This is a genomic window from Vibrio nigripulchritudo (assembly GCF_027924785.1).
GTDB lineage: Bacteria > Pseudomonadota > Gammaproteobacteria > Enterobacterales > Vibrionaceae > Vibrio > Vibrio nigripulchritudo.
The window spans coordinates 2,805,937-2,828,268 of sequence record NZ_AP027049.1 but is presented as its reverse complement, the minus strand read 5'-3'; the positions used below and the strand labels follow the sequence as shown (position 1 = coordinate 2,828,268).

The 22,332-nt window shown below is 46.6% G+C and carries 19 protein-coding genes; 14 read left to right on the top strand and 5 right to left on the bottom strand.

Annotation, left to right across the window (positions count from 1 at the left end):
- The 8 genes from ccmD (at position 1) to QMG91_RS12900 (ending at position 7,834) form a co-directional block, all read left to right on the top strand.
- Positions 1 to 207, top strand: coding sequence for a heme exporter protein CcmD (ccmD, locus tag QMG91_RS12935; protein ID WP_004407907.1), 207 nt, complete (start codon positions 1 to 3; stop codon positions 205 to 207).
- Positions 204 to 689 (top strand): cytochrome c maturation protein CcmE, encoded by a 486-nt coding sequence (gene ccmE / locus QMG91_RS12930; RefSeq protein WP_004407909.1) that lies wholly within the window; start codon positions 204 to 206, stop codon positions 687 to 689. The genes ccmD and ccmE overlap by 4 nt, the downstream gene beginning before the upstream one ends.
- Positions 686 to 2,662, top strand: coding sequence for a heme lyase CcmF/NrfE family subunit (locus tag QMG91_RS12925; protein ID WP_281870044.1), 1,977 nt, complete (start codon positions 686 to 688; stop codon positions 2,660 to 2,662). The genes ccmE and QMG91_RS12925 overlap by 4 nt, the downstream gene beginning before the upstream one ends.
- The gene (locus QMG91_RS12920; RefSeq protein ID WP_022549984.1) at positions 2,663 to 3,217 is read left to right on the top strand and encodes a DsbE family thiol:disulfide interchange protein; all 555 of its coding nucleotides are present in this window, start codon (positions 2,663 to 2,665) and stop codon (positions 3,215 to 3,217) included.
- The gene (locus QMG91_RS12915; protein ID WP_281826936.1) at positions 3,214 to 3,708 is read left to right on the top strand and encodes a cytochrome c-type biogenesis protein; all 495 of its coding nucleotides are present in this window, start codon (positions 3,214 to 3,216) and stop codon (positions 3,706 to 3,708) included. The genes QMG91_RS12920 and QMG91_RS12915 overlap by 4 nt, the downstream gene beginning before the upstream one ends.
- Positions 3,705 to 4,925, top strand: a complete 1,221-nt coding sequence (gene ccmI / locus QMG91_RS12910; protein WP_281826934.1) for a c-type cytochrome biogenesis protein CcmI — start codon at positions 3,705 to 3,707, stop codon at positions 4,923 to 4,925. The genes QMG91_RS12915 and ccmI overlap by 4 nt, the downstream gene beginning before the upstream one ends.
- Before the next feature lie 139 nt (positions 4,926 to 5,064).
- Complete coding sequence (locus tag QMG91_RS12905; protein WP_004407919.1) at positions 5,065 to 5,829, top strand: MlaA family lipoprotein; 765 nt, start codon at positions 5,065 to 5,067, stop codon at positions 5,827 to 5,829.
- A 163-nt stretch (positions 5,830 to 5,992) separates the two neighbouring features.
- Complete coding sequence (locus QMG91_RS12900; protein ID WP_281826931.1) at positions 5,993 to 7,834, top strand: ABCB family ABC transporter ATP-binding protein/permease; 1,842 nt, start codon at positions 5,993 to 5,995, stop codon at positions 7,832 to 7,834.
- 51 nt (positions 7,835 to 7,885) lie between these two features.
- On the opposite strand, the gene QMG91_RS12895 is transcribed toward QMG91_RS12900, so the two are convergent.
- The 3 genes from QMG91_RS12895 to QMG91_RS12885 form a co-directional block, all read right to left on the bottom strand.
- Positions 7,886 to 9,115: an outer membrane protein transport protein gene (locus tag QMG91_RS12895; protein WP_281826929.1), complete on the bottom strand. Its 1,230-nt coding sequence runs from the start codon at positions 9,113 to 9,115 to the stop codon at positions 7,886 to 7,888.
- 308 nt (positions 9,116 to 9,423) lie between these two features.
- Complete coding sequence (locus tag QMG91_RS12890) at positions 9,424 to 10,140, bottom strand: DUF3379 domain-containing protein (protein ID WP_004407925.1); 717 nt, start codon at positions 10,138 to 10,140, stop codon at positions 9,424 to 9,426.
- A complete protein-coding gene (locus QMG91_RS12885; protein WP_230690586.1) occupies positions 10,133 to 10,639 on the bottom strand; it encodes a sigma-70 family RNA polymerase sigma factor in 507 nt (168 codons plus the stop codon). The genes QMG91_RS12890 and QMG91_RS12885 overlap by 8 nt, the downstream gene beginning before the upstream one ends.
- Positions 10,640 to 11,303: 664 nt before the next feature.
- Between QMG91_RS12885 and fadI the strand changes: the two genes are divergently transcribed.
- From fadI to QMG91_RS12870, 3 genes are all read left to right on the top strand, one after another.
- Positions 11,304 to 12,611: an acetyl-CoA C-acyltransferase FadI gene (gene fadI / locus QMG91_RS12880; protein ID WP_281870042.1), complete on the top strand. Its 1,308-nt coding sequence runs from the start codon at positions 11,304 to 11,306 to the stop codon at positions 12,609 to 12,611.
- Entirely contained in the window at positions 12,611 to 14,728 is a 2,118-nt protein-coding gene (gene fadJ / locus QMG91_RS12875; protein ID WP_281826924.1) for a fatty acid oxidation complex subunit alpha FadJ, read from the top strand. Before fadI ends, fadJ begins: the two co-directional genes overlap by 1 nt.
- Positions 14,729 to 14,941: 213 nt before the next feature.
- Positions 14,942 to 15,985 carry a hypothetical protein gene (locus tag QMG91_RS12870; RefSeq protein ID WP_281826923.1) on the top strand — a complete coding sequence of 348 codons (1,044 nt, stop codon included), beginning with the start codon at positions 14,942 to 14,944 and terminating at the stop codon, positions 15,983 to 15,985.
- Positions 15,986 to 16,038: 53 nt separating this feature from the next.
- Here QMG91_RS12870 and QMG91_RS12865 read toward each other — a convergent pair whose 3' ends face one another.
- Positions 16,039 to 18,816, bottom strand: a complete 2,778-nt coding sequence (locus QMG91_RS12865; RefSeq protein WP_281826921.1) for an insulinase family protein — start codon at positions 18,814 to 18,816, stop codon at positions 16,039 to 16,041.
- 220 nt (positions 18,817 to 19,036) lie between these two features.
- Between QMG91_RS12865 and sixA the strand changes: the two genes are divergently transcribed.
- Positions 19,037 to 19,501, top strand: coding sequence for a phosphohistidine phosphatase SixA (sixA, locus tag QMG91_RS12860; RefSeq protein WP_004407959.1), 465 nt, complete (start codon positions 19,037 to 19,039; stop codon positions 19,499 to 19,501).
- Between the two features lie 33 nt (positions 19,502 to 19,534).
- Here sixA and smrB read toward each other — a convergent pair whose 3' ends face one another.
- Positions 19,535 to 20,065 (bottom strand): endonuclease SmrB, encoded by a 531-nt coding sequence (smrB, locus tag QMG91_RS12855; protein WP_004407961.1) that lies wholly within the window; start codon positions 20,063 to 20,065, stop codon positions 19,535 to 19,537.
- A 55-nt stretch (positions 20,066 to 20,120) separates the two neighbouring features.
- On the opposite strand from smrB, the gene prmB reads away from it, so the two are divergent.
- Complete coding sequence (gene prmB, locus QMG91_RS12850; protein WP_281826918.1) at positions 20,121 to 21,053, top strand: 50S ribosomal protein L3 N(5)-glutamine methyltransferase; 933 nt, start codon at positions 20,121 to 20,123, stop codon at positions 21,051 to 21,053.
- A gap of 182 nt (positions 21,054 to 21,235) precedes the next feature.
- Positions 21,236 to 22,321 carry a chorismate synthase gene (gene aroC / locus QMG91_RS12845; protein WP_281826917.1) on the top strand — a complete coding sequence of 362 codons (1,086 nt, stop codon included), beginning with the start codon at positions 21,236 to 21,238 and terminating at the stop codon, positions 22,319 to 22,321.
- Positions 22,322 to 22,332: the final 11 nt, after the last annotated feature.

Genomic DNA, 22,332 nt, shown 5'->3' with positions numbered 1-22,332 from the left:
ATGCATTTCGATTCTTTCAGTGATTTTCTTGCTATGGGCGGATACGCCTCATATGTATGGGGTGCTTTTGGCATCACTTTTCTCTCCATGCTGATCCTGCTTTTTGCCAGCATTAAACGCAGTAAAGATTTACTGGGTGAAGTAAACGCGAAAATTGACCGTCAGGCTCGTATTGACGCAGCTAAAAACATGGAGAACACATTATGAACCCAAGACGTAAAAAAAGACTCGGGCTGATTCTCGCACTGTTTTTTGGCTTGAGCGCAACCATAGGTCTAATGCTTTATGCACTGAATCAGAATATGGACCTGTTTTATACCCCCACAGAGCTAGTCCATGGTAAGCCTGACGGAACCAAACCAGAAGTCGGTCAGCGTCTGCGTATTGGCGGAATGGTTGTAGAAGGTTCTGTAGTTCGGAATTCCAAATCCCTGCAAGTACAGTTTGACCTTGCCGATGTTGGTCCTAAGGTAACGATTTTGTATGACGGCATATTGCCGGATCTCTTCCGCGAAGGTCAGGGCATTGTAGCGCAAGGCGTATTGAGAGATGCAACGACCATTGAGGCGTTTGAAGTACTTGCCAAGCACGATGAAGAATACATGCCACCAGAAATAGCAGAGGCAATGGAAAAAGTGCATGAGCCTCTTACCTATACTGATGAGCAGAAAGCGGAGAGCACACAATGATTGCAGAACTCGGGCACTTTGCCCTGATTGTGTCGCTCGGCTTTGCGGTATTGTTGAGCATCCTGCCATTAGTTGGTGCTTCTAAAAACAATATCACGTTGATGAATACGGCGAGACCGCTGTCGTGGGGGATGTTCCTCCTGTTAATGGCGTCGTTTCTGGTGCTGCTGTGGGCGTTCTACGCAAACGACTTCACCCTGACTTATGTGGCGACAAACTCGAACAGCCAGTTACCTTGGTATTATCGTTTAACAGCGGTTTGGGGTGCTCACGAGGGATCTTTACTACTTTGGGTGTTGATTCAGGCAGCCTGGACAGTCGCTGTCGCCACGTTTAGCCGAGGTATGCCGCAAGAGTCCGTTGCCCGTGTTTTAGCGGTTATGGGAATGATTACAGTAGGTTTCCTGCTGTTTATTATCGTCACTTCCAATCCTTTCTTGCGTACTCTGCCATTTTTCCCGGTAGACGGTCGGGATTTGAACCCGTTACTTCAGGATCCGGGACTGATCATTCACCCTCCAATGTTGTACATGGGTTACGTCGGGTTCTCTGTCGCGTTTTCTTTTGCTATCGCCTCTCTGATGACCGGGCGTTTAGATACCGCGTGGGCACGCTGGTCCAGACCATGGACTACTGCCGCCTGGCTATTTCTGACTTTGGGGATTGCTCTCGGTTCATGGTGGGCGTATTACGAACTAGGCTGGGGAGGCTGGTGGTTCTGGGACCCAGTTGAAAATGCGTCCTTTATGCCATGGTTAGCGGGCACGGCGTTGATGCACTCTCTTGCGGTAACGGAGAAACGCGGCACCTTTAAAGCTTGGACAGTGCTACTCGCGATATCGGCTTTCTCATTGAGTTTGCTTGGAACATTCCTTGTACGCTCGGGAATTTTGGTGTCGGTTCATGCATTTGCTTCCGATCCATCTCGCGGCATGTTCATTCTCGGCTTCCTGGTTTTTATCATCGGCGGTTCACTGCTTCTGTTTGCTCTAAAAGGCTCCACAGTTCGGGTTCGCGGCAACTTTGAACTCTTCTCTCGTGAAAATGCCTTGCTTGCGAACAACATCATTTTGGTGGCGGCACTGGTTGTGGTTTTGGTAGGTACATTACTTCCACTGGTTCACAAGCAACTTGGATTAGGCTCTGTATCTATCGGTGCGCCTTTCTTCAACATGTTATTTACTTGGCTAATGGTGCCTTTCGCCTTCCTGCTTGGTATTGGCCCTTTGATTCGCTGGAAGCGCGATGACCTCACCAGCTTAGTTAAACCCATGATTGTTTCTGGTGCTCTGTCTGTTGTATTGGGAGCGGGTTTCGTTTTCCTACTGGCGGATAAATTCGAAGCTTTAGCGTTTCTTGGCTGGGTGATGGCAATCTGGATTATCGCTATGCATGGCTTCGAGCTTCATCAACGAGCGACACATCGCCACGAATTCAAAGTAGGTGTTACCAAGCTGCAAAGAAGCCACTGGGCGATGATGCTGGGTCATATTGGTATGGCAATCACGGTGATTGGTATCGCGATGGTGCAGAACTACAGCATTGAACGTGATGTGAGACTGGCACCGGGTGAGAATTTCCAGATTCAGGGTTACAACTTCTACTTCCAGGGGCTACGTGACAAAGATGGTCCAAACTACGATGGCTACATTGCCGATTTCGAAATCACCAAAGACGGCAAGTTTGTAAACGTGCTTCACGCTGAAAAACGCTTCTACCGCACAGCTAAATCTATGATGACGGAAGCGGCGATAGATCGTGGTGTAACTCGTGATCTGTATATTGCTATGGGTGAACGACTCGATGACGGCGAGGCGTGGGCCGTGAGAATTTACTACAAACCGTTTGTTCGCTGGATTTGGTTAGGCAGTCTGTTTATGGCGATTGGTGGTGTGGTTGCCATTAGCGATAAGCGATACCGTTTCAGAAAATCTTCTAAATCTGCCGCTGCATTGAAAGAAAAGGAAGCATAAGTGAACCGAAATATTTTATTTGCCCCGTTAGCTTTCTTTCTAATTTTGGTGGCAGTTTTTGCAACTCAGTTAAGTCGCAATGCAGATGGAGACGATCCTACAAAGCTGGAGTCTGTGCTCATTGGTCAGCCCGTCCCTAACTTCAAACTCGAAGATTTAGCGGAACCCGGCAAGCTTTATGAGCAGGATATTTTTGTTGGTGAACCTTTGCTTATCAACGTTTGGGCGACTTGGTGTCCGACCTGTTACGCAGAGCACAAATACCTGAATGAGCTGGCTTCTAAGGATGTCAAAATCATTGGTCTGAACTACAAAGATAACCGAGACAAAGCGGTGCAGTGGCTAAATGAGCTGGGGAATCCGTACCTGATTAGCCTGTTTGATGGAAACGGAATGCTTGGATTGGATCTGGGTGTTTATGGTGCGCCGGAAACCTTTATCGTCGACGCTAAAGGTGTCATTCAGTACCGTCATGTCGGAGATGTGAACGAGAAAAACTGGGCAGAAACGTTAGAGCCGATTTATCAGAGACTGATAGAGGAGGCGGCAAAATGATCAGCAAACTGCGTGGATTTTTACTCGGCTTGGCAATCTTAACTGTGCCCGCGATCGCCAGTATTGAGATTTATGAGTTTGATACGGTTGAGCAGGAACAACTGTTCAAAGAGCTTGGTCACACCCTGCGCTGCCCGAAATGTCAGAACAACTCTATTGGTGACTCTAACGCCGTTCTTGCTCAGGATTTACGCCAAAAAGTGTACGAAATGCTGAAAGAGGGTAAGTCTGAACAGGAAATCATAGACTACATGATCGCACGTTACGGTAACTTCGTGACTTACAACCCTCCAATTACTGCAGCGACTTCCATTCTTTGGCTCGGTCCTGTTGCGGTACTGGTAATTGGCTTTGGTTTGATTGTCATGCGTAGCCGGGGCAAACAGAAAGTCGTTGAAAAAGTGACTGACGAAGAATGGGATGCAGAGAAAGAAGCGCAATTACAGGCGCTACTTAAAGAAGACGATAACAATGGGGACGCGAAAAAATGACATTTTTTTGGATAGCTACAGCAGCAATCATCGCTATCTCCAGTGTATTAATTGCATTTCCTTTAATTCAGAAGCGTGCCGTTAATGATGATGCTCGCCGCGATGAACTCAATAAAGCGTTTTACCGAGATCGCCTGAATGAACTTGAAGAAGAAGCCAAAGAAGGGTTGGTTGAAAACCAGCAAGACCTTATTGCTGACCTGAAGCAAACCTTGCTGGATGATGTGCCAAAAGCCAAAAAAGACGAAGCGACAACCAAGATTTCGACAGCAATGGTTGCGATCCCGTCGGTTCTGTTTGTGGCGGCACTATCATATGGCATGTACTTCCAATTCGGTGGTTCACAGAAAGTTGTGGATTGGCATCAGGCAGAAGGTAACCTTCCTGTGCTGACAAAAAAGTTGATGTCTCCACAAGGTCAGGCACTGACTGATGACGAAATGAAAGATCTGACTCTGGCGCTGCGTACACGTCTTCATCATCAGCCAGAAGATTCAACGGGCTGGATGTTACTCGGGCGAATTGCCCTAGCAAACCGTGATGTTACCACCGCTATTGGTTCAATGAAGAAAGCGTATCGGCTAGAGCAAAAAGACACGGATATTCAGCTTGGCTATGCGCAGGCATTAATGCTGTCTTCAGATGAGGTAGACCAAAATCAGGCGAGGTCGCTGCTCCATAGATTGGTTCAGCAGGATATGGTTGACCTTCGCGTATTCTCGCTTCTGGCTTTTGATGCGTTTGAGCGTGCCGATTATGCTGCTGCAATCCGCTACTGGGGAGCGATGCAGAAAATGATTGGACCGTCTGATAACCGCTATGAAATGCTGGAAAGGAGTATTCAAAGCGCGAAGAAGAAAATGGGTGATACAGGAGCTGCCCAAGGGCAATCTGTTCAGGTGAATGTTTCCTTAGGTGAAGGCATAAACCCTGATCCAAATTCAGTATTGATCGTATCTGTACACAGAGCGGACGGCAGCCCGATGCCCGTGGCAGCGGCGCGTTATCCGCTCGGCACATTCCCTCGCACGGTTGTACTCGATGATGGCAACAGCATGCTCCAAGATATCAAGCTTTCTTCTTTGGATGAGCTGGTGGTGAAAGCAAGGCTTGATACTGATGGCAATGTCGCAACGCGTGACGGTGATTGGCACGGTGAAAGCGATGTTGCTAATTTAGGGGATAGTGTTGCGTTAATCATAGATAAACGTTATTAATGTATTGTCTTACGTTAGGTCGACAGAACCTATGGATCGCTATCAATTCATATTGCTGATTATTATGAAATCATTAGAATAAAGCGAGTTGATAGGAAGACCGGCTACCAGCCGGTCTTTGTTTTTTTGGTAAAGGACTATGTTGTTAAATAGAATTGGTTCCTGGCTCTTGCTCGCGATGTTGGCTTTTGCCGTTGGCTGTTCCTCTGTGCCGGAAGGGGAAAATGCCGAAGCTGACGTATCTCATCCAAACGACCCGTTTGAAAGCTTTAACCGAGCGATGTTTGATATCAACTACGATTATCTTGATCCTTACATTGTTCGCCCAATTTCGGTGGCTTATGTTGAAACAGTGCCAACGCCAATACGTGGTGGTATAGCCAATTTCCTCGCCAACCTCGATGAACCAGCAAGTATGATCAACAACCTGCTGATGGGAGAGGGTGAACTGGCTCTGACTCATTTCAACCGTTTCTGGATTAACTCCACGGTTGGTCTGTTGGGCTTTATTGATGTGGCGACCGCTGCTGGGATCACCAAATACGACGAGCGGGCATTTGGTGACATGCTTGGTTATCACGGGGTAGGCAACGGTCCGTATTTTATGGTGCCAGGGTATGGTCCTATCACGTTGCGAAAAACGACCGATACCGTCGATGGCATGTACGTACCCCTATCTCTCCTGAATTTCTGGGCTGGGCTTGGAAAGTGGGCACTTGAAGGTATGGAAAAACGTTACCTGCTGATACCACAGGAAGGAACACTGGAATCTTCACCTGATCCGTATGCGCTGTCACGAGATGTTTATCTTCAGAGAAGAGACTTTAAAGCGGGCATAACCGAAACCTTCGAAGAAGACGAAGAAGACTTCTTAGACGAATATCTTGATGAAGAATTCGAGTAGTTTGCAGAAAGCAAATTTCAATTAAAGAGAGCCTAACGAAATTTCGTTAGGCTTTTTTGTTTCTCAAACGTCTTACATTGAGCGACGGGATCAACAAGCCCTCGATTTATCTCTCTATACTTAGGGTCGACCTAAGTAAAACTAAAAATAGAATAGGAAGCACATGTCAGACGCCAGCAATGTAGAAACGGATAAGACCGCAATCTCAGACAATCAGTCGGTCGAGAACCAGGCACGCGAAAGTGGCTGGCACACCATTAGAAAGATTTCCCCATACCTTTGGCCAGAAGACAAGCCGTGGGTAAAACAACGTGTAGTGATTGCTATGGTTGCTTTGGGCATTTCTAAGCTTGTCGCTGTGTTTGCTCCTTTTCTGTACAAAGCGGTTGTCGACCTTTTGGCGGGAGAAAGCAATGAACAAGAGTGGTTATTTGCACTTGGTGCGATTGGGCTGGTTGTCGCTTATGGTATGAACCAAGTCTTCAAGGTTGGATTCGAAGAACTGCGAAATGTTGTGTTTGCCAAAGTGGGTCAGCGTGCTCTTCGCTCGGTGGCTTTAGAAACCATTTCCCATATCCACAAACTTTCATTGCGATATCACGTAACCAGAAAAACGGGCGCGTTGAGTCGAGTAATGGAAAGGGGAGTGAAAGGCATCGACTTTCTGCTCCGGTTTATCTTGTTCAGTATCGGTCCTTTGCTTCTGGAATTGATACTCATCTCAATCATTTTGTTGTTTGCTTTTGATTTCTGGTACTTACTGGTGGTCAGTGTGACGGTGACGACTTACATCGTATTCACCGCAAAAGTGACCGAATGGCGCGTGCGTATCCGAAAAGAGATGAATGAAAAAGACAAAGACGCCAACCAAAAAGCCATTGATAGCCTGTTGAACTTTGAAACGGTTAAGTATTTTGGCGCAGAAAAGCGCGAGACCAAACGTTATGACGATTCTATGGAAGGGTTTGAAGCCGCTTCTCTGAAAACCGTTAACTCACTCGCCTTATTGAATTTAGGGCAAGCGCTGCTGATAAATGGCGGCATGGTTCTGGCACTGCTGCTGGCAGTGAGAGATGTGAGCAGCGGTGCATTGACGGTGGGTGGGTTTGTCATGGTCAATGCCTACATGATGCAAGTGATGATGCCACTGAATTTTCTCGGCTATGTGTATCGGGAGATCCGTCAGTCACTGATTGATATGGGCGAGATGTTTGACTTACTCAGACAAGTCCCTGATGTAAAAGACAAAGAAAACGCGCCGGACCTAAATGTTAAACAAGGAGAAGTGGTGTTTGATCAGATTGATTTTCACTACGATCCACAAAGGCAAATCCTGAATAACATCTCGCTTAACATCGAAGCTGGGCAGACGGTTGCGATTGTTGGTTCATCTGGTTCTGGTAAATCTACTTTAGGTCGTTTGCTGTTTCGTTTTTATGACGTAACCAGCGGAGCGATACGGATAGACGGTCAAGACTTGCGTGATGTTACTCAGGATAGCTTACACAATGCGATTGGCGTGGTGCCTCAGGATACAGTGCTGTTCAATGACTCTATCTATTACAACATCGCCTATGGTCGACCAGATGCCACCTACGAGGAAGTCGTACAAGCCGCTAAAGCTGCGAAGATACACACTTTTGTAGAACAGTTACCTGATGGATACCAGACTCAGGTTGGTGAAAGAGGTTTGAAACTGTCTGGAGGGGAAAAGCAACGTGTTGGAATCGCGCGAACATTGCTAAAGAACCCGCCTATTTTGTTGCTTGATGAAGCGACGTCTGCTCTGGACACAGAAACGGAGCGCGAGATTCAGGAAAGCCTCAAACAAATGGGAGAAGGAAGAACGGTATTGACCATCGCCCACAGACTTTCAACAATTGTGGATTCAGACGTGATCGTGGTGTTTTCTGAAGGTCAGATTATCGAGCGTGGATCTCACGAAGCCTTACTCAAAAAAGGCGGGCAATACGCTCAAATGTGGCAGAGCCAGTTAAGAGAATAAAAAAAGACCGGCGAGTGCCGGTCTTTCAATTTAAGAACAGTTGTTAACTTTTTAGAAGCTGTAGCTGTACTGAACACCTGCAAGGATTGCGTTTGCGTGTGTTGTAGCTGTCATAGCAACCGTTGTTGGTGCAGAAGGGCTGTATTCTGTTACAGCAACGTCCTGACCCATTAGGTAAGTAAAGCCTACGTCAACAGTGTGCTTTTCAGCGAAGCTGTAGCTTGCACCCGCTGACAACCAGTGACGGTTAGAATCAGGCACAGAGATGGATGTTAGTTCGTCCTGAGCCGCCGTGTCGTACATGTAACCAGCACGTAGTGTCCAAGCTTCGTTCAGGAAGTATGTACCGCCAAGTGAGAAATGGTAGCCATCTTTCCAGTTGTAATCTTTAGAGAACGTACCTTTGCTTGTTTCAATCTTGTCGAACGCTTTCCAGCCAATCCACTGAACACTATAGTGAACCGCGAAATCAGTGTTATTCAGCTCGTGGTAACCAGAGAATTCAAGCATGCTAGGAAGTGGTAGCAGCAAATCTTCGTTAGAGATGTCTACAACAGTTTTAAGCTTGATAGTGCCGCTTGCCTTGATTTCAGGGCTGTAATGGTAAGCCAGACCGAAACGGTTTTGATCGTCAAGCTCATATACAGCACCAACATTAAATCCGTAGCCAGTACCTGATACATCCAAATCAAGCGCATTACCTGTTGTGTCACGCTTCATTAGTCCTGAACCTTGAACAATGTCCAGACCTGCACCCAGGCTTAACTGCTCGTTTACGCGGTAAGAAGCTGCCAGAGCGTAGTTCACGCTCTTGATTTCAGTATTACCACCAAAACCAGCTAATGCAGGGTTTAGCTTTTTGCCAAACGAGTCGTCAAAGTTGTTTTTAGTACCGAAGTTCGAGTAGATACCAGCACCTAGAGCGATTTTGTCGCTTAGACGGTGAATGTAGTAGATGTTTGGTACAGGAGTTGAAGATGTGTTCTTCGCTGAATCTTGTGTTGCCACAAGACCGCCAGCTTTAACGTCAGTGACTTTGATTTCAGTGTTAATGACGTTTACGCCGCCAGAAAACTGAGATGACTCAAATAGAGACATTGCCGCCGCATTACGCGCCATTACTGAAGCGTTATCAGCGATTACTGCATCACCTGCAAAAGCACGGCCAAGACCAGTCGCAGATTGAGCATTAAGCTGGAAACCAGCCGCGATAGCTTGTTGAGAGGCGAGAGCAATAGTGGTAGCGATAACCGTTTTTTTAAACAGACGCCAGTTTTTCATAGGATTTACCTTATTATTTTTCTTCCAAGTCAGCTGCTTGGAACTGTACATACCTACCTTTTATAGGGGTAGGTAACCCTGCTTTTAGTTGAGCTTTTACTCAATGGCGGAGATATTAATTCTGAGAACCATTAAATGAAATCCGACCATTGTTTAAAGCGTAGATAACATTCAGGAAATGAGGAAAAAAGCACAGTAAATTGTTGTGAAGTGTGTCAATTACCAGTGGTGAAGATGGTAAGAATAATTGGTGGGAATCAGAAGATAAAAAAATGCCCCATCGAAGTGATGAGGCATTGTTATAGTGCTTAGCTAGCAGGATGAATAATAGGTTTCAGCGTTTCCGCGATTTTCTCTACATCTTCATCCATACTACCTACGATAACCATACTGGCATCCATTAAAGGCATCACGATGCCTGACATGCCGTCTTTCACAAATTTCTCAGACTTAGGTGCCGGAATATTGGTAACAAAAAGTGTCACCCGACCATGTTCACCTTCAAACACCATATGCATGGCGTTAGATTTGCCAAACCCACAGTGGTTTAAGTAATAAACGTGATAAGGGAAGTTTTGCGAGAAGTGGTACGCAAATGGCTTCATTTTCACGTTAATCTGAGTTGAAGACACGTTTTCATCGATAGGATTAATAAATGGCTTTTCAGCCGTCACGTGCGCCAAAGCAGTATTTGCTAACGTCGCGTATGCTGGTGTAACAACCAATCCGCCCCAGTTTACTTGTCCTACTAACAGTCCAAAAGCAAAGGCTACAGATGCTGCCATCGCAAGCGCTTTTTTCGCGAATTTTGGCTGCTCGGTTTCTGCACTTTGGTTAAACAAAATACGATCTGCCAAGCCATCTGGTACATCTACCTTCATCGCTTTTTCTATCTGTGCATCTAGGCTTAAAATGTCATCGACAAATTTACCATTGGCACTGTTTTCAGAAATCGCCATTTCGATTTCGTCGTCCCTGTCTTTTGGATCTGACATAATGCGACGGCGAAATTCTAAATCATCCATTATGCACCCCCATATCCGATTGAGAATCTTCAAGCATCTCTTTGAGCTGGTTTCTGGCTCTGAACAATCGAGTCATTACTGTGTTTTTATTTAATTCCAGTATCTGCCCGATCTCTTCGCCACTAAACCCTCCAACAACTTGGAGAAACAGCGGCTCGCGATACTCGATCTCTAATTTCATAATCTGATTTTGAAGCCACTGTTGTTGGTGATGCGGGTCATCACTGACTTTTGCATCATTCCCGTGGTCATCAATATCCACCAATTCTAACTGTTTTCTCTCGAAACGACGTGCATTTTCACGGCGCAGAATCGTAATGAGCCAAGATTTCGCTGCTTTCTCATCCTGAAGACTATCAATTGCTCTCCAGGCTCTTAAACAGGTTTCTTGAACCAAATCTTCTGCGACATGGCTGTCCTTACACAACCAGTACGCATAGCGATACAGGTCGGTATGATAAGCGCGCACGAGCGCTTCGTATCTTTTTTGCTTGTCCATATCAGAATTGACCGGACGCTTCTCTTTTTTCTTTCCAAAAAAATCGATTATCGACACCTGAGCCTCCGTTTGCTCTGGTTGTGTCTATGGAAGGTCAACACTTCTTAATTCTAACCTGCTGAAAGCAAGCGAACTTTTTGTTAAGAAGATTTTGGAGTGTCTATAAGACATTGTTCAAAAAAGTTGCGAATGGCTTCTCTGAACAAAAATCCTCTTGGCAGCATTGCATAAACTACAAATAAATTGATCTAATTCAAAATCCACATATGGAATCTGGTTATAGTACATCTTGTCATCTCGTTAGCCAGTATGGCTGACACGTTGAGCAAGATGACACTTCCTTTTGAAGGCTGACTTTACTTTCTCCTAATCAGGAAACTGATTTTTTGATTTTGGCGATACGCTATATATCTATTCCTGCCACACTATTAAGTGTGGTTTTTTTTTGGTTACAGTTCCAGATTCACAGTTTTAATGTAACTTAATCTGCCTATTTATCACAGTTATCCCCCGTCTTTTCTACCTTTCATATAGTATTTCTTTAACCGATGTCTCTACATTTTAGCTCTAGATCACGCTATAAAAGAAAAAGCGATTCAAACATGCGTTTTAATCTGATAACATTTTTGTTACATAACAGGTCTGACCTCTTTAAGGAGAAACAATGGGCATTCAGGATTTAAGGACGCGTTCCGGTGAAAGGATAGCGGTTGTCGCAGGGCTCAGAACGCCATTTGCAAGGCAGAGTACCGAGTTTTCTCAGGTCCCCGCCGTGGACTTAGGAAAGATGGTTGTGAGCGAAATGCTGACTCGTGCGGACATTGATCCAGCCCTGATTGATCAAGTTGTATTTGGGCAAGTAGTTCAGATGCCTGAAGCTCCTAACATCGCACGTGAAATTGTTCTGGGTACGGGAATGAACATCCATACTGACGCTTACAGTGTTACCCGAGCGTGTGCAACCAGCTTTCAGGCAGCCGTGAACGTGACGGAAAGTATTATGGCGGGCGCAATAGATATCGGTGTTGCCGGGGGGGCAGACTCCTCTTCTGTGCTGCCAATTGGTGTTTCGAAAAAGCTGGCTGCGTCACTCCTTGCATTGAGCAAAGCCAAAAAGGCGGGTCAGAAACTTTCAATTTTACGCAAGCTGTCATTTAAAGATCTTATGCCAGTTCCTCCTGCTGTTGCTGAATACTCAACCGGATTATCAATGGGGCAAACCGCTGAACAAATGGCGAAAACCCATGGCATTACCCGACAGGCTCAGGACGAGTTGGCTCATCGCTCTCATACTCTGGCTGCTCAGGCTTGGAAAGAAGGGAAGATTCGTGATGAAGTGATGACGGCGTTCCCAGAACCTTATAAAAAATGGCTCGATACCGATAACAACATCCGTCAGGATTCTACCATAGAGGGTTATGCCAAGCTCCGCCCAGCGTTTGATCGTCAGTACGGCAGTGTAACGGCAGCAAATGCCACTCCATTAACTGATGGCGCAGCCTCTTTGTTGATTATGCATGAAGGGCGAGCAAAAGAGCTCGGTTTAGAAATCATGGGCTTTATTCGCTCTTATGCGTTTTCTGCTATTGATGTCAAAGAAGACATGCTAATGGGTCCTTCACACGCGACTCCTATTGCGCTGGACCGCGCTGGGATAAACTTATCTGATCTCACTCTTATCGATATGCATGAAGCCTTCGCTGCACAAACTCTGGCAAACGTGAAGATGTTTGCCAGCGACAAATTCGCAAAAGAGGTGTTGGGAAGAGATAAAGCGATTGGCGAGATTGATATGGACAAATTCAATGTGCTGGGTGGTTCAATTGCTTATGGTCACCCATTTGCCGCGACAGGTGCGCGCATGATTACTCAAACACTGCGAGAACTGAAACGACGCGGTGGTGGGCTGGCATTGAATACGGCATGTGCGGCTGGTGGGCTAGGCGCTGCGATGATTTTGGAGGTGGAGTAATGGCGGGTCAAAGTGCATTTACGCTAACAATTGATGAACAGAGTCTGGCGTGGCTAGCGATTGATGTTCCGGGTGAGAAAATGAACACCCTTCAAGCTGAGTTTACCGACGAAATGCAGGCGATCTTGCTTGAACTTGAAGCGAAAAAGAACGAACTGAAAGGATTAGTTATCCACTCCTTAAAGCCCGACAACTTTGTTGCCGGTGCGGATGTGCGAATGCTGGATGCGTGTACAACCGCAGAAGAGGCTGAAGGGCTGGCAAAACAGGGGCAACAAATGTTTGCTCGGCTTGAAGCGTTGCCTTTTGCCACAGTGTCTGCCATTCACGGTCCATGTCTTGGTGGCGGCTTGGAGCTTGCCCTAGCGTGTGACTACCGAGTGTGTACCGATTCCGATAAAACGCGTCTTGGTCTGCCTGAAGTTCAGCTAGGCCTGTTACCTGGCTCAGGTGGTACACAACGTCTGCCAAGGCTAATTGGTCTGCTGAATTCGTTGGATCTCATTCTTACGGGTAAACAGCTCAGAGCAAAGAAAGCCAAAAAGCTGGGCGTGGTTGATGCAAGTGTGCCGCATTCCATTTTACTTGATGTCGCGAAACAGTTTGCGGGCAAGAAAAAAGCGAAATTCAAAGCAGACACCAAAGAAAAGCTGATTTCTGGCAACAGGTTCGGTCGTAAGCTGGTGTTTGATCAGGCAATCAAAAAGACGTTGGCAAAAACGCGCGGAAACTACCCGGCAGCCGAAGCCATTCTCACGGTGATCGGTGAAGGTCTGGAAAAGGGGCTGGAAGCGGGGCTTGCCATAGAAGCGAAGAAATTCGGTCAGTTGTGTATGACGTCTGAATCGAAGGCATTGCGCTCTATCTTTTTCGCCACAACAGAAATGAAGAAAGAAAACGGCAGTGACGCCCAGCCAAGAAAGATCAACCAGGTTGGTGTGCTTGGTGGCGGTTTGATGGGAGCGGGCATTAGCCATGTCTCCGTTTCCAAAGCGAAAGTGCCGGTTCGAGTGAAAGATGTGTCCAACGACGGTGTGATGAACGCCTTGAATTACAACTTTAAGTTGTTTTCTAAGCAGAAAAAGCGCCGCATCCTTTCCAAAGCTGGCTTGCAATTCAATATGTCTCAATTAACTGGAGGGACGGATTACACGGGTTATCGCGGAACCGACATGGTGATCGAGGCTGTGTTTGAAGATTTAGGTCTGAAACAGGCGATGGTGAAAGACATTGAGGAGAACTGCAAAGCGTCGACTATTTTTGCGACCAATACGTCTTCATTGCCGATTCACCAAATTGCGGCTGAATGTGAGCGTCCGGAAAATGTGGTGGGTCTTCATTACTTCAGCCCGGCAGAGAAAATGCCACTGGTGGAGGTGATTCCTCACGAAGGGACATCCGATGAAGTGATTTCAACAGCGGTAGACTTTGCTCGTAAGCAAGGTAAAACCCCGATTGTGGTTGCCGATCAAGCGGGCTTTTACGTGAATAGGATTCTTGCACCCTACATGAATGAAGCCGCGCATTTGCTGTTAAGTGGTGAGCCTATCGAAGTTCTGGATGAGGCACTGCTCAATTTCGGATTCCCGGTAGGACCAATCACCTTGCTGGATGAAGTGGGCGTCGATGTTGGGGCTAAAATCATTCCCATTCTGGTGGAAGAACTCGGGGCGCGTTTCAAAGCACCGGATGTGTTCGATACCTTGCTCAATGATGGGCGCAAAGGTCGCAAGAGTGGCAAGGGTTTCTACACCTACAAAGGTAAGAAAAAGGGCGTCGATAAGAGCGTATACAAACTACTTAAGCTGACGCCAGAATCCAAATTACCAGAAAAAGACGTTGCACTTCGCTGTGTGTTACCGATGTTAAATGAAGCCGTACGATGTCTGGATGAAGGAATCATTCGTAGTGCGCGTGATGGCGATATCGGTGCTATTTTCGGTATTGGGTTCCCTCCATTCTTAGGTGGACCGTTCCGTTACATGGACCAGATTGGGCTGAAAGAGCTGGTGAACATCATGAATGAGTTCGCCCAGAAGTATGGGGATCGCTTCGCTCCGTGCGATGGTCTGCTTACCCGTGCGGGCAACGATGAAACCTTTCATTCTGCATCTTAGAAATAAGAAAAGCGTCAAGTTCATAAGCCGGTCGAAAACCGGCTTATTTTTTATTTGGCACGGGTGGCATTTTGATTACTTAGGTCGCGTGACAAAAGTATGACAATTTGGATCACAGCTCCCCAATTTAGAACTAAGTGTAAAGGCGTGAATATTCCCTTCTGCGCATAGGGAGTAGACTTTATTTCTGAAAGATAGATATCAGGAGTGGCTATGCTAGGTAACACAATAAAATCCGACATTTATGTCGGCAGTGTAGTAGAAACGCTTGTCAATGAAATGGCTATTGACCCGCAATCACTCACTACTACTAAATTTGCGCAGTATCTGGATGATTATGGGGTAGACAAAAACCCTTCTTTGGTTACGCACTTCGGTAACGGCGTGGTGAAAGAAGGCTTATTATCCATCAGTTCTCAAAACGTTTGGGTAAATGGGGAAAATAAATCTGTCACCGACGTTTCTGTATGGAAATGGAACACAGAAGGACTCAAGGAAGCGTTGGTTACCACAAATACGGATGTGATTAACGTAAAAAATTTCGTCGATGTGAATATTCGTTCTATGTCGGACAACGGAGCCACGGTCAACGTTTACGGAGCCAAGCGAGGTGACATCACCACAGGAAACGGAAACGATGAAGTTAACATTCACGTACTTTCGAACGGTGGGGCATGGAGCAATGAATTCAACATTGATACTGGCGATGGCAATGACACTATCCGTTTCTTTGAGATAGCTGGTGGAGATTATACGGAGTTCAATATCTCTGCCGGGAAAGGAAACGACATTGTTAACGTGATGGACTTGTCTGCACCGGATTGTACAAGCCACAGACAAGTTCACGGCGGTGAAGGGGTCGACGCATTGTATCTGAGCGGAGACAATGCCGTTCAGTTTAGCGGGTTTGAAGTGGTCATCGGAGATGGTGCATCCAGCCTTCATATTACGAAAGACTTGCTTGATAACAACCTTCAGGGCACATGGGCAGACAATGACGATGGCAGCGCCAATGTTATGGTCTTTACTGATGTGAACCTGACGATTGATGTCGGGCTGGCGGAATATGCTGGATACTTCTCTACGTATACGGCTGAAGATCTGTCATCAGCGATGACTCAGCGACTGAATGATTTTGGTGTTGATTACACCGCAGACTATACAATCGCGGAGTTCTACACTGAGACTGGCGACTATCTGATCGTGACCGATACCAGCGCCGACGACCTGATTAATTCAGTGATCGATTTGGTTTAAAACAATGCCCGCAATTTGCGGGCATCTTTGTTTTACATCTTTCTATGTGAATACTATCCAAGCTCGATATCTTTCGGGCGGAGCTGGAATTCTTCCACCGACCCGATTTCTAACCCTACATCCAGACACGGATCGTCCTGATGCTCGCTACCTTTGCTGTGCATGATCAAACGATTTGCTGTGCGTGGTTTCAACACGCTGACAACAAAGCGAATCATTTCAGAGCGAGTCAAGCTCTTCAGCTCTTCCAACACCTTGTCTCTCTGATTGAATTCGTGGTCTTTATTGCCAATGGCGACCCATAGGCGTTGAGCCCGGCTTCTTAAGTTGTTATCCGGCGTCGCAATCTGGTTCCAAAGCCCTTTTTTACTGCTCTGCCACTGGTACTCATTCAGTTCCAGCAACACCATATAGAACGCATTCAGAAACTCATCAATGGCAGACAACAAATCAATCGGGGCTGCATTAGGGGACTGCACGTACAAAACCAGCCCTGGGTGGCGGTTTAAAGGCAAGTTGCCAGTTCCGACCATATAACCAAGCTGCTGTTTGGTGCGGATTTCGTGGAAGAAAGTCGCAGACATCAAATGATTAGCGAGCGAGTAGAGCGCGATACTTCTCGGGTTGATGTCAGGAGACTGGTAGTAAATTACAATAGCGGAATCCGCCTGATTGCAATGTACTTCACGCTGGAAAGTGCCATTTTCACCAAGCATCACCAGCGGTCGTAAAGACTCTTCATAACGCTGGTTTTTAACGCGCAGTGCATTCTTGATGGTCTCTGCCAGTCCTACCGCCTGAGATTTATTCCAGTCGCCATACACAAACAGTTCGACGTGCAATTCATTCAGAATGTTGTCGACGAACTCTGGCAGCTCATCGACTTCTATCGATTCTAACGCTTCAATCAGCTCAGGATAGGGCGGGTTGTTTGGTTGAAGAATGCCTGTCATGGCATTAAAGAGCTGAGAAACCGGGCGATCTTTCGCGGCATTTTTCCAGTTTCTTAGCATCTGCTGTTTGATGATATCAAAGCGTGCAGGCTGAAAATCTCGATTGGCAAAGCGCGTCAGTATGACGTTAAGTAGCTGCGGTTGCTTCTGGCTGAATCCGCTCAGAGTCAGCGTTACACCACCCTGATGGGCGTACATGTTGTAACCCATGCCTGCAATTTCTGCCTGATAGGTTTCCTTTACCAGAGAGTCGAGGAACATCTCTACACAAAGGCGTGTTTTGACAATCTTACGTGGTGTCGAGACGGCATGTGGGCTATCGATTGCAAGGTAAACCACCCCTTTAGGTACTCGAAAGTCTTTCTCCTGAAGATGCCACAAACGAAAACCGGGCAAGTCCTGCACCAGTTCCGGTTTGGTAGCATCACCTTCCAGAGCTTGTGGCGTAAGGTCGTAGCAAATGTACGGGTTGGGTTCTGGTAACTTGTGGTCGTCGCTTGGTTTGGGATCGCGCCAGCGAGCTAACTGCTCGTCGGTAAAAGGTTGCACCGAATAAGGCGTGTCGTACCACTTTGCGGTTTGATTGGTTTCTACCCCTTTGGCGATCAGGGTTAGCCTGAGATTATCAACCGTAAAGTACTGATTGACTTCTCTAAGTAGTTCCGGGTTAAAGCTGTCCATCTTGTAGTCGCCATACACCACATCTTCTTCTGGATAATGGTGAAGGTTCATGACCAGATGGCTAACCAAATCCAAAGGTCTCGCCGCTTCCTGGAACTGGAACGCTGATTCCAGCACAGCTTGTTTCTCTTTATAGCGCCATTCTTCGAAACCAGAATCCACGATCAGGTTCAGATACGCGAATGTGGCTTCCACAATTTCGTCGGTGTGATTTAGCCCTTCCGGCGTGAGAGTGCAGCTAACGGTGAACTCCCGAAAGTTGCTGCCGCTCATGCCACCGCCGGCCGCTAAGCCATTCACCCAGCCCAAATTCTTCAAGTGTAGCATTAGACTGCCTTCGCCTTCATAGCCAAGCAAATGTGCAAAGTAGGAGAGGGGTTTTGACGAGTAGTGCTGGTCCATAGAAGGCAGGGTAAATGCCATCACCAGCTTGCGTGAATCTTTCTCGGGTTCAACCTGAACAAAGCACGAGGGCAAAGATGGATTCGCCAACGGAATGGAAACGGATTTCCCTTTCAGACTACGATTTTTAATCGGACTAAATAAATCCGTAATCCAGCCTTCGAGTTCATCAAGTGGTTGCGGACCCATGATTGAAAGGGTCATCAAATCGGCAGAATAATGGGACTCATAAAACTCAATAATTTCGTCGCGAATTGAGCTGTCTTCCCTGTCTGCAAGGGTTTCCAGATTCCCGACGGAAAACTTAGAAAATGGATGAGCAGGGTTGACGACTTCTTTATGAACCTGGAAAAGACGGCGCATGTCATCTTTTAACTTGAGACGATATTCAGATTCGACCGCCTGACGCTCTTTGTCTAACGCGTCTGGGTTGAAAAGAGGAGCAATAAAAAACTGACTGAAGCGTTTTAAACTGCGCTCAAACGCATTGGGCGAGACATCGAAGAAGTAACAGGTGTGCTCAGTTCCTGTCCAGGCGTTATTGTTTCCGCCATGCTGGCTAATAAAAGCTTGAAATTCCCCCGTCTTCGGGTATTTTTCTGTGCCCAAAAACAGCATGTGCTCCAGATAGTGCGCTAGTCCTTCACGATCGGAAGGGTCATCAAAATGTCCGACATTTACCGCCAGTGCGGCTGCGGATTTTTGAGCATTTTCATCACGGACCAGTAAAACTTTTAAGCCGTTGTTTAAGTTGAGATAACGATATTGGTTGCTGTCGTTGGGGCTCAGGTACACAAGTGTGTCTCCACTATAGCTATTGAGTTAATTATGACTGCCTTAATGCGCGCTGCAAACCAAAAGCTGTCATTTTTTAATAGTTTGTTAACGGAGTCAGAGTCTTTGCCCCTTGACTTGATATAATTAAAGGGCGACATAGAAAACAATTGCCCCGTCATTTGAAACAAAAACAAGAAAACCGAGCAAGTGGTCCGGTATACATAACGGGTATAACCTAATGAAAATATTTATTATGCGTCATGGGGAGGCAGAAACGTTTGCCGACAGTGACGCAGAGAGAGCCCTGACTTCCCGCGGAGTCAATCAGTCTGTTCTTGTTGCGAAAGCATGCGCAGAGCAGGGTGAGTCGGAAATGAGTAAAGTGTTGGTCAGCCCTTATTTGCGTGCTCAGCAAACTTGGAATGCCATTCAGCAGTATTTTAAGACTAGCGATCAGGAAACCTGCAAAGATATCACGCCATATGGCAAGTCAGACGATGTGTTTGAATATGTATGTGCTTTAGCAGAAACTCAGGCGTTAGATTCCGTATTGCTGGTTTCGCATTTGCCTTTGGTTGGTTACTTAACCGCAGAGTTTGTGCCTGATATGGCACCGCCTATGTTCCCAACCTCAGGATTAGTGTGTATTGATTTTAATCTGGAGAAGAGACAGGGCGAGCTGCTCTGGCATATTCACCCTTAATATACCCATCTGCGGGTTTAGAATTTGCGAATACTACTTCTCTGGAATACTTAGAAGCACCAATAAAGCACCATCACCGCCAAACTCAAGAGGAGCTTGGTGGTAAGCCATAACATCTGGGTGTTGAGCCAGCCAGACGGGCACTTTTTGTTTCAGAATATGTTTGCCGATGCCGTGCATCACGCAGGCACAATGCACATTTTCTTTGATGCAGTGAGAAATCATCGCCCCCAGCTCACGTTTCGCTTCCTGCTGAGTCATCCCATGCATGTCCAGATATACGTCGGGTACATAGACACCTCGACGCAGTCTTTTTACTTCAAATTTGGAAACGTCTGAGCGGGCATATCGGGTAGGACCATCCTCATCCAGATGAGGCACGAACTCGTCAGAGAAGAAAAACTCGTTATCCGACGCTTCGCGCTTTATTTTCACGGCTTCTTTTTGTTTCGCGTTTCTGTTTGGCTGTTGGACTATGGTATCCTGTCGCAACTTTTTTACGCCCTTTACTGCGTCCTGAAACAAGGCAAAGTCGTCGTCCTTGTCGATATCGTTTTTGCTCATGGGATTCTTAGATAATTCTTAATATGCAGTATTGTAGCGCTTTTCGGAGGCAAATTTGGATAAGATTTTTGTAGATGAGGCGGTTTCTGAACTTCATTCGCTTCAAGATATGATTCGCTGGACAGTCAGCCGTTTTAACGCAGCCGGGCTATTTTACGGTCATGGTACAGACAATGCGTGGGACGAAGCAGTGCAGCTAATACTACCAACGCTTTACTTACCGATTGATGTGCCTTCTCATGTACTGAATTCTCGTTTAACCAGCAGTGAACGTTTACGTATTGTTGAACGTGTGGTTAAGCGTATTAATGACAGAACTCCTACGGCTTACCTGACCAATAAAGCCTGGTTTGTGGGTCTGGAATTTTATGTGGATGAGCGTGTGCTTGTGCCACGTTCGCCAGTCGGTGAACTGATTGAAGCTCAGTTCCAGCCATGGCTGGTGGAAGAGCCAACCCGTATTATGGATTTGTGTACTGGCAGCGGTTGTATCGCCATCGCTTGTGCGCATGCGTTCCCTGACGCTGAAGTCGATGCCGTTGATATTTCTTCTGACGCGTTGGAAGTGGCTGAGCAAAACATTCAGGATCACGGTATGGAGCAGCAGGTTTTCCCTATTCGCTCCGATTTATTCCGCGATCTGCCGAAAGACAAATACAACCTTATCGTCTCGAACCCACCTTATGTCGATGAAGAGGACATGAACAGCCTGCCGCAAGAGTTTACTCATGAACCTGAACTGGGGCTTGCCGCTGGAACCGATGGCCTTAAGCTGGTTCGCCGTATTCTCGCGAATGCACCTGATTACCTGACAGACGATGGCATTTTGATCTGTGAAGTGGGTAACTCCATGGTGCATATGATGGAACAATATCCTCATATTCCGTTTACGTGGGTTGAGTTCGAAAATGGTGGGCATGGTGTCTTCATGCTGACCCGAGAGCAAATGCTCGAACACGCTGAAGAGTTTGCAATCTATAAAGACTGATTGTCTTTCCTCATCTCAAAACGCCAGTCTTCGACTGGCGTTTTTCTTATTTTTTCCTGCAAGGGGTTTACAACGCCTGTCTATAAAGCGACTATGAAAACACGAAAAATGACAGGTTGAACTGAAAGACGGAGACGAAACCTTAAAAAAGGATGAAAAGTCTTTCAAAACAGAGGAAGTAAATGGCAGGAAACAGCATAGGACAACATTTTCGTATAACGACATTCGGTGAAAGTCATGGCTTGGCACTGGGTTGTGTCATTGATGGTTGCCCCCCGGGTCTGGAGCTAAGTGAAGCCGACCTGCAAGGGGATCTGGATCGTCGTCGTCCGGGTACTTCTCGCTATACCACACAACGCCGCGAACCCGATGAAGTGAAAATCCTTTCTGGTGTCTTCGAAGGGGTAACAACGGGCACGTCTATTGGTCTTCTGATTGAAAACACAGACCAGCGCTCTAAAGATTACTCTGAAATTAAAGAAAAATTCCGTCCCGGTCACGCCGACTACACCTATCACCAAAAATACGGTGTACGTGATTATCGTGGCGGCGGTCGTTCTTCCGCACGTGAAACGGCGATGCGTGTTGCCGCAGGTGCTGTGGCGAAGAAATACCTTAAGCAGGAATTCGGAGTTGAAATTCGTGCGTATCTGTCCCAAATGGGCGATGTAAAAATCGACAAAGTGGACTGGAACGAAATCGAAAATAACCCGTTCTTCTGCCCTGATGTCGACAAGATTGATGACTTTGACCAGCTTATCCGCGATCTTAAGAAAGAAGGGGATTCGGTTGGTGCCAAGCTTCAGGTCGTCGCAACCAGTGTTCCTGTTGGTCTTGGTGAACCTATTTTCGACCGTCTTGATGCTGATATTGCTCACGCTTTGATGAGCATTAATGCCGTCAAAGGTGTTGAGATTGGTGATGGGTTTGATGTTGTGAGCCAGAAAGGCAGCCAGCATCGTGATGAACTGACTCCACAGGGCTTTAAGAGCAATCATGCGGGTGGCATCTTGGGTGGAATCTCAACAGGTCAGGACATCGTCGCGAACATTGCACTTAAACCAACATCCAGCATTACCGTTCCGGGTGAGACCATCACCAAAGCGGGTGAGTCCACGGAGCTGATTACCAAGGGACGCCACGATCCTTGTGTAGGTATCCGAGCGGTGCCAATTGCCGAAGCAATGTTAGCTATTGTCCTTCTGGATCACCTGCTTCGTCATCGTGGTCAGAATCACGGTGTGACGACAGAAACCCCGAAAATCTAATGAGTTAGAAT

Excerpts from the sequence above, each read along its gene's own strand:
- QMG91_RS12895 (WP_281826929.1), bottom strand. The coding sequence starts at position 9,115 with ATGAAAAACTGGCGTCTGTTTAAAAAAACGGTTATCGCTACCACTATT.
- QMG91_RS12890 (WP_004407925.1), bottom strand. The coding sequence starts at position 10,140 with ATGGATGATTTAGAATTTCGCCGTCGCATTATGTCAGATCCAAAAGAC.
- QMG91_RS12885 (WP_230690586.1), bottom strand. The coding sequence starts at position 10,639 with ATGGACAAGCAAAAAAGATACGAAGCGCTCGTGCGCGCTTATCATACC.
- fadJ (WP_281826924.1), top strand. The coding sequence starts at position 12,611 with ATGGCGGGTCAAAGTGCATTTACGCTAACAATTGATGAACAGAGTCTG.
- QMG91_RS12905 (WP_004407919.1), top strand. The coding sequence starts at position 5,065 with ATGTTGTTAAATAGAATTGGTTCCTGGCTCTTGCTCGCGATGTTGGCT.
- smrB (WP_004407961.1), bottom strand. The coding sequence starts at position 20,065 with ATGAGCAAAAACGATATCGACAAGGACGACGACTTTGCCTTGTTTCAG.
- QMG91_RS12915 (WP_281826936.1), top strand. The coding sequence starts at position 3,214 with ATGATCAGCAAACTGCGTGGATTTTTACTCGGCTTGGCAATCTTAACT.
- sixA (WP_004407959.1), top strand. The coding sequence starts at position 19,037 with ATGAAAATATTTATTATGCGTCATGGGGAGGCAGAAACGTTTGCCGAC.
- aroC (WP_281826917.1), top strand. The coding sequence starts at position 21,236 with ATGGCAGGAAACAGCATAGGACAACATTTTCGTATAACGACATTCGGT.
- ccmE (WP_004407909.1), top strand. The coding sequence starts at position 204 with ATGAACCCAAGACGTAAAAAAAGACTCGGGCTGATTCTCGCACTGTTT.
- ccmI (WP_281826934.1), top strand. The coding sequence starts at position 3,705 with ATGACATTTTTTTGGATAGCTACAGCAGCAATCATCGCTATCTCCAGT.
- QMG91_RS12870 (WP_281826923.1), top strand. The coding sequence starts at position 14,942 with ATGCTAGGTAACACAATAAAATCCGACATTTATGTCGGCAGTGTAGTA.
- ccmD (WP_004407907.1), top strand. The coding sequence starts at position 1 with ATGCATTTCGATTCTTTCAGTGATTTTCTTGCTATGGGCGGATACGCC.
- fadI (WP_281870042.1), top strand. The coding sequence starts at position 11,304 with ATGGGCATTCAGGATTTAAGGACGCGTTCCGGTGAAAGGATAGCGGTT.
- QMG91_RS12925 (WP_281870044.1), top strand. The coding sequence starts at position 686 with ATGATTGCAGAACTCGGGCACTTTGCCCTGATTGTGTCGCTCGGCTTT.
- QMG91_RS12900 (WP_281826931.1), top strand. The coding sequence starts at position 5,993 with ATGTCAGACGCCAGCAATGTAGAAACGGATAAGACCGCAATCTCAGAC.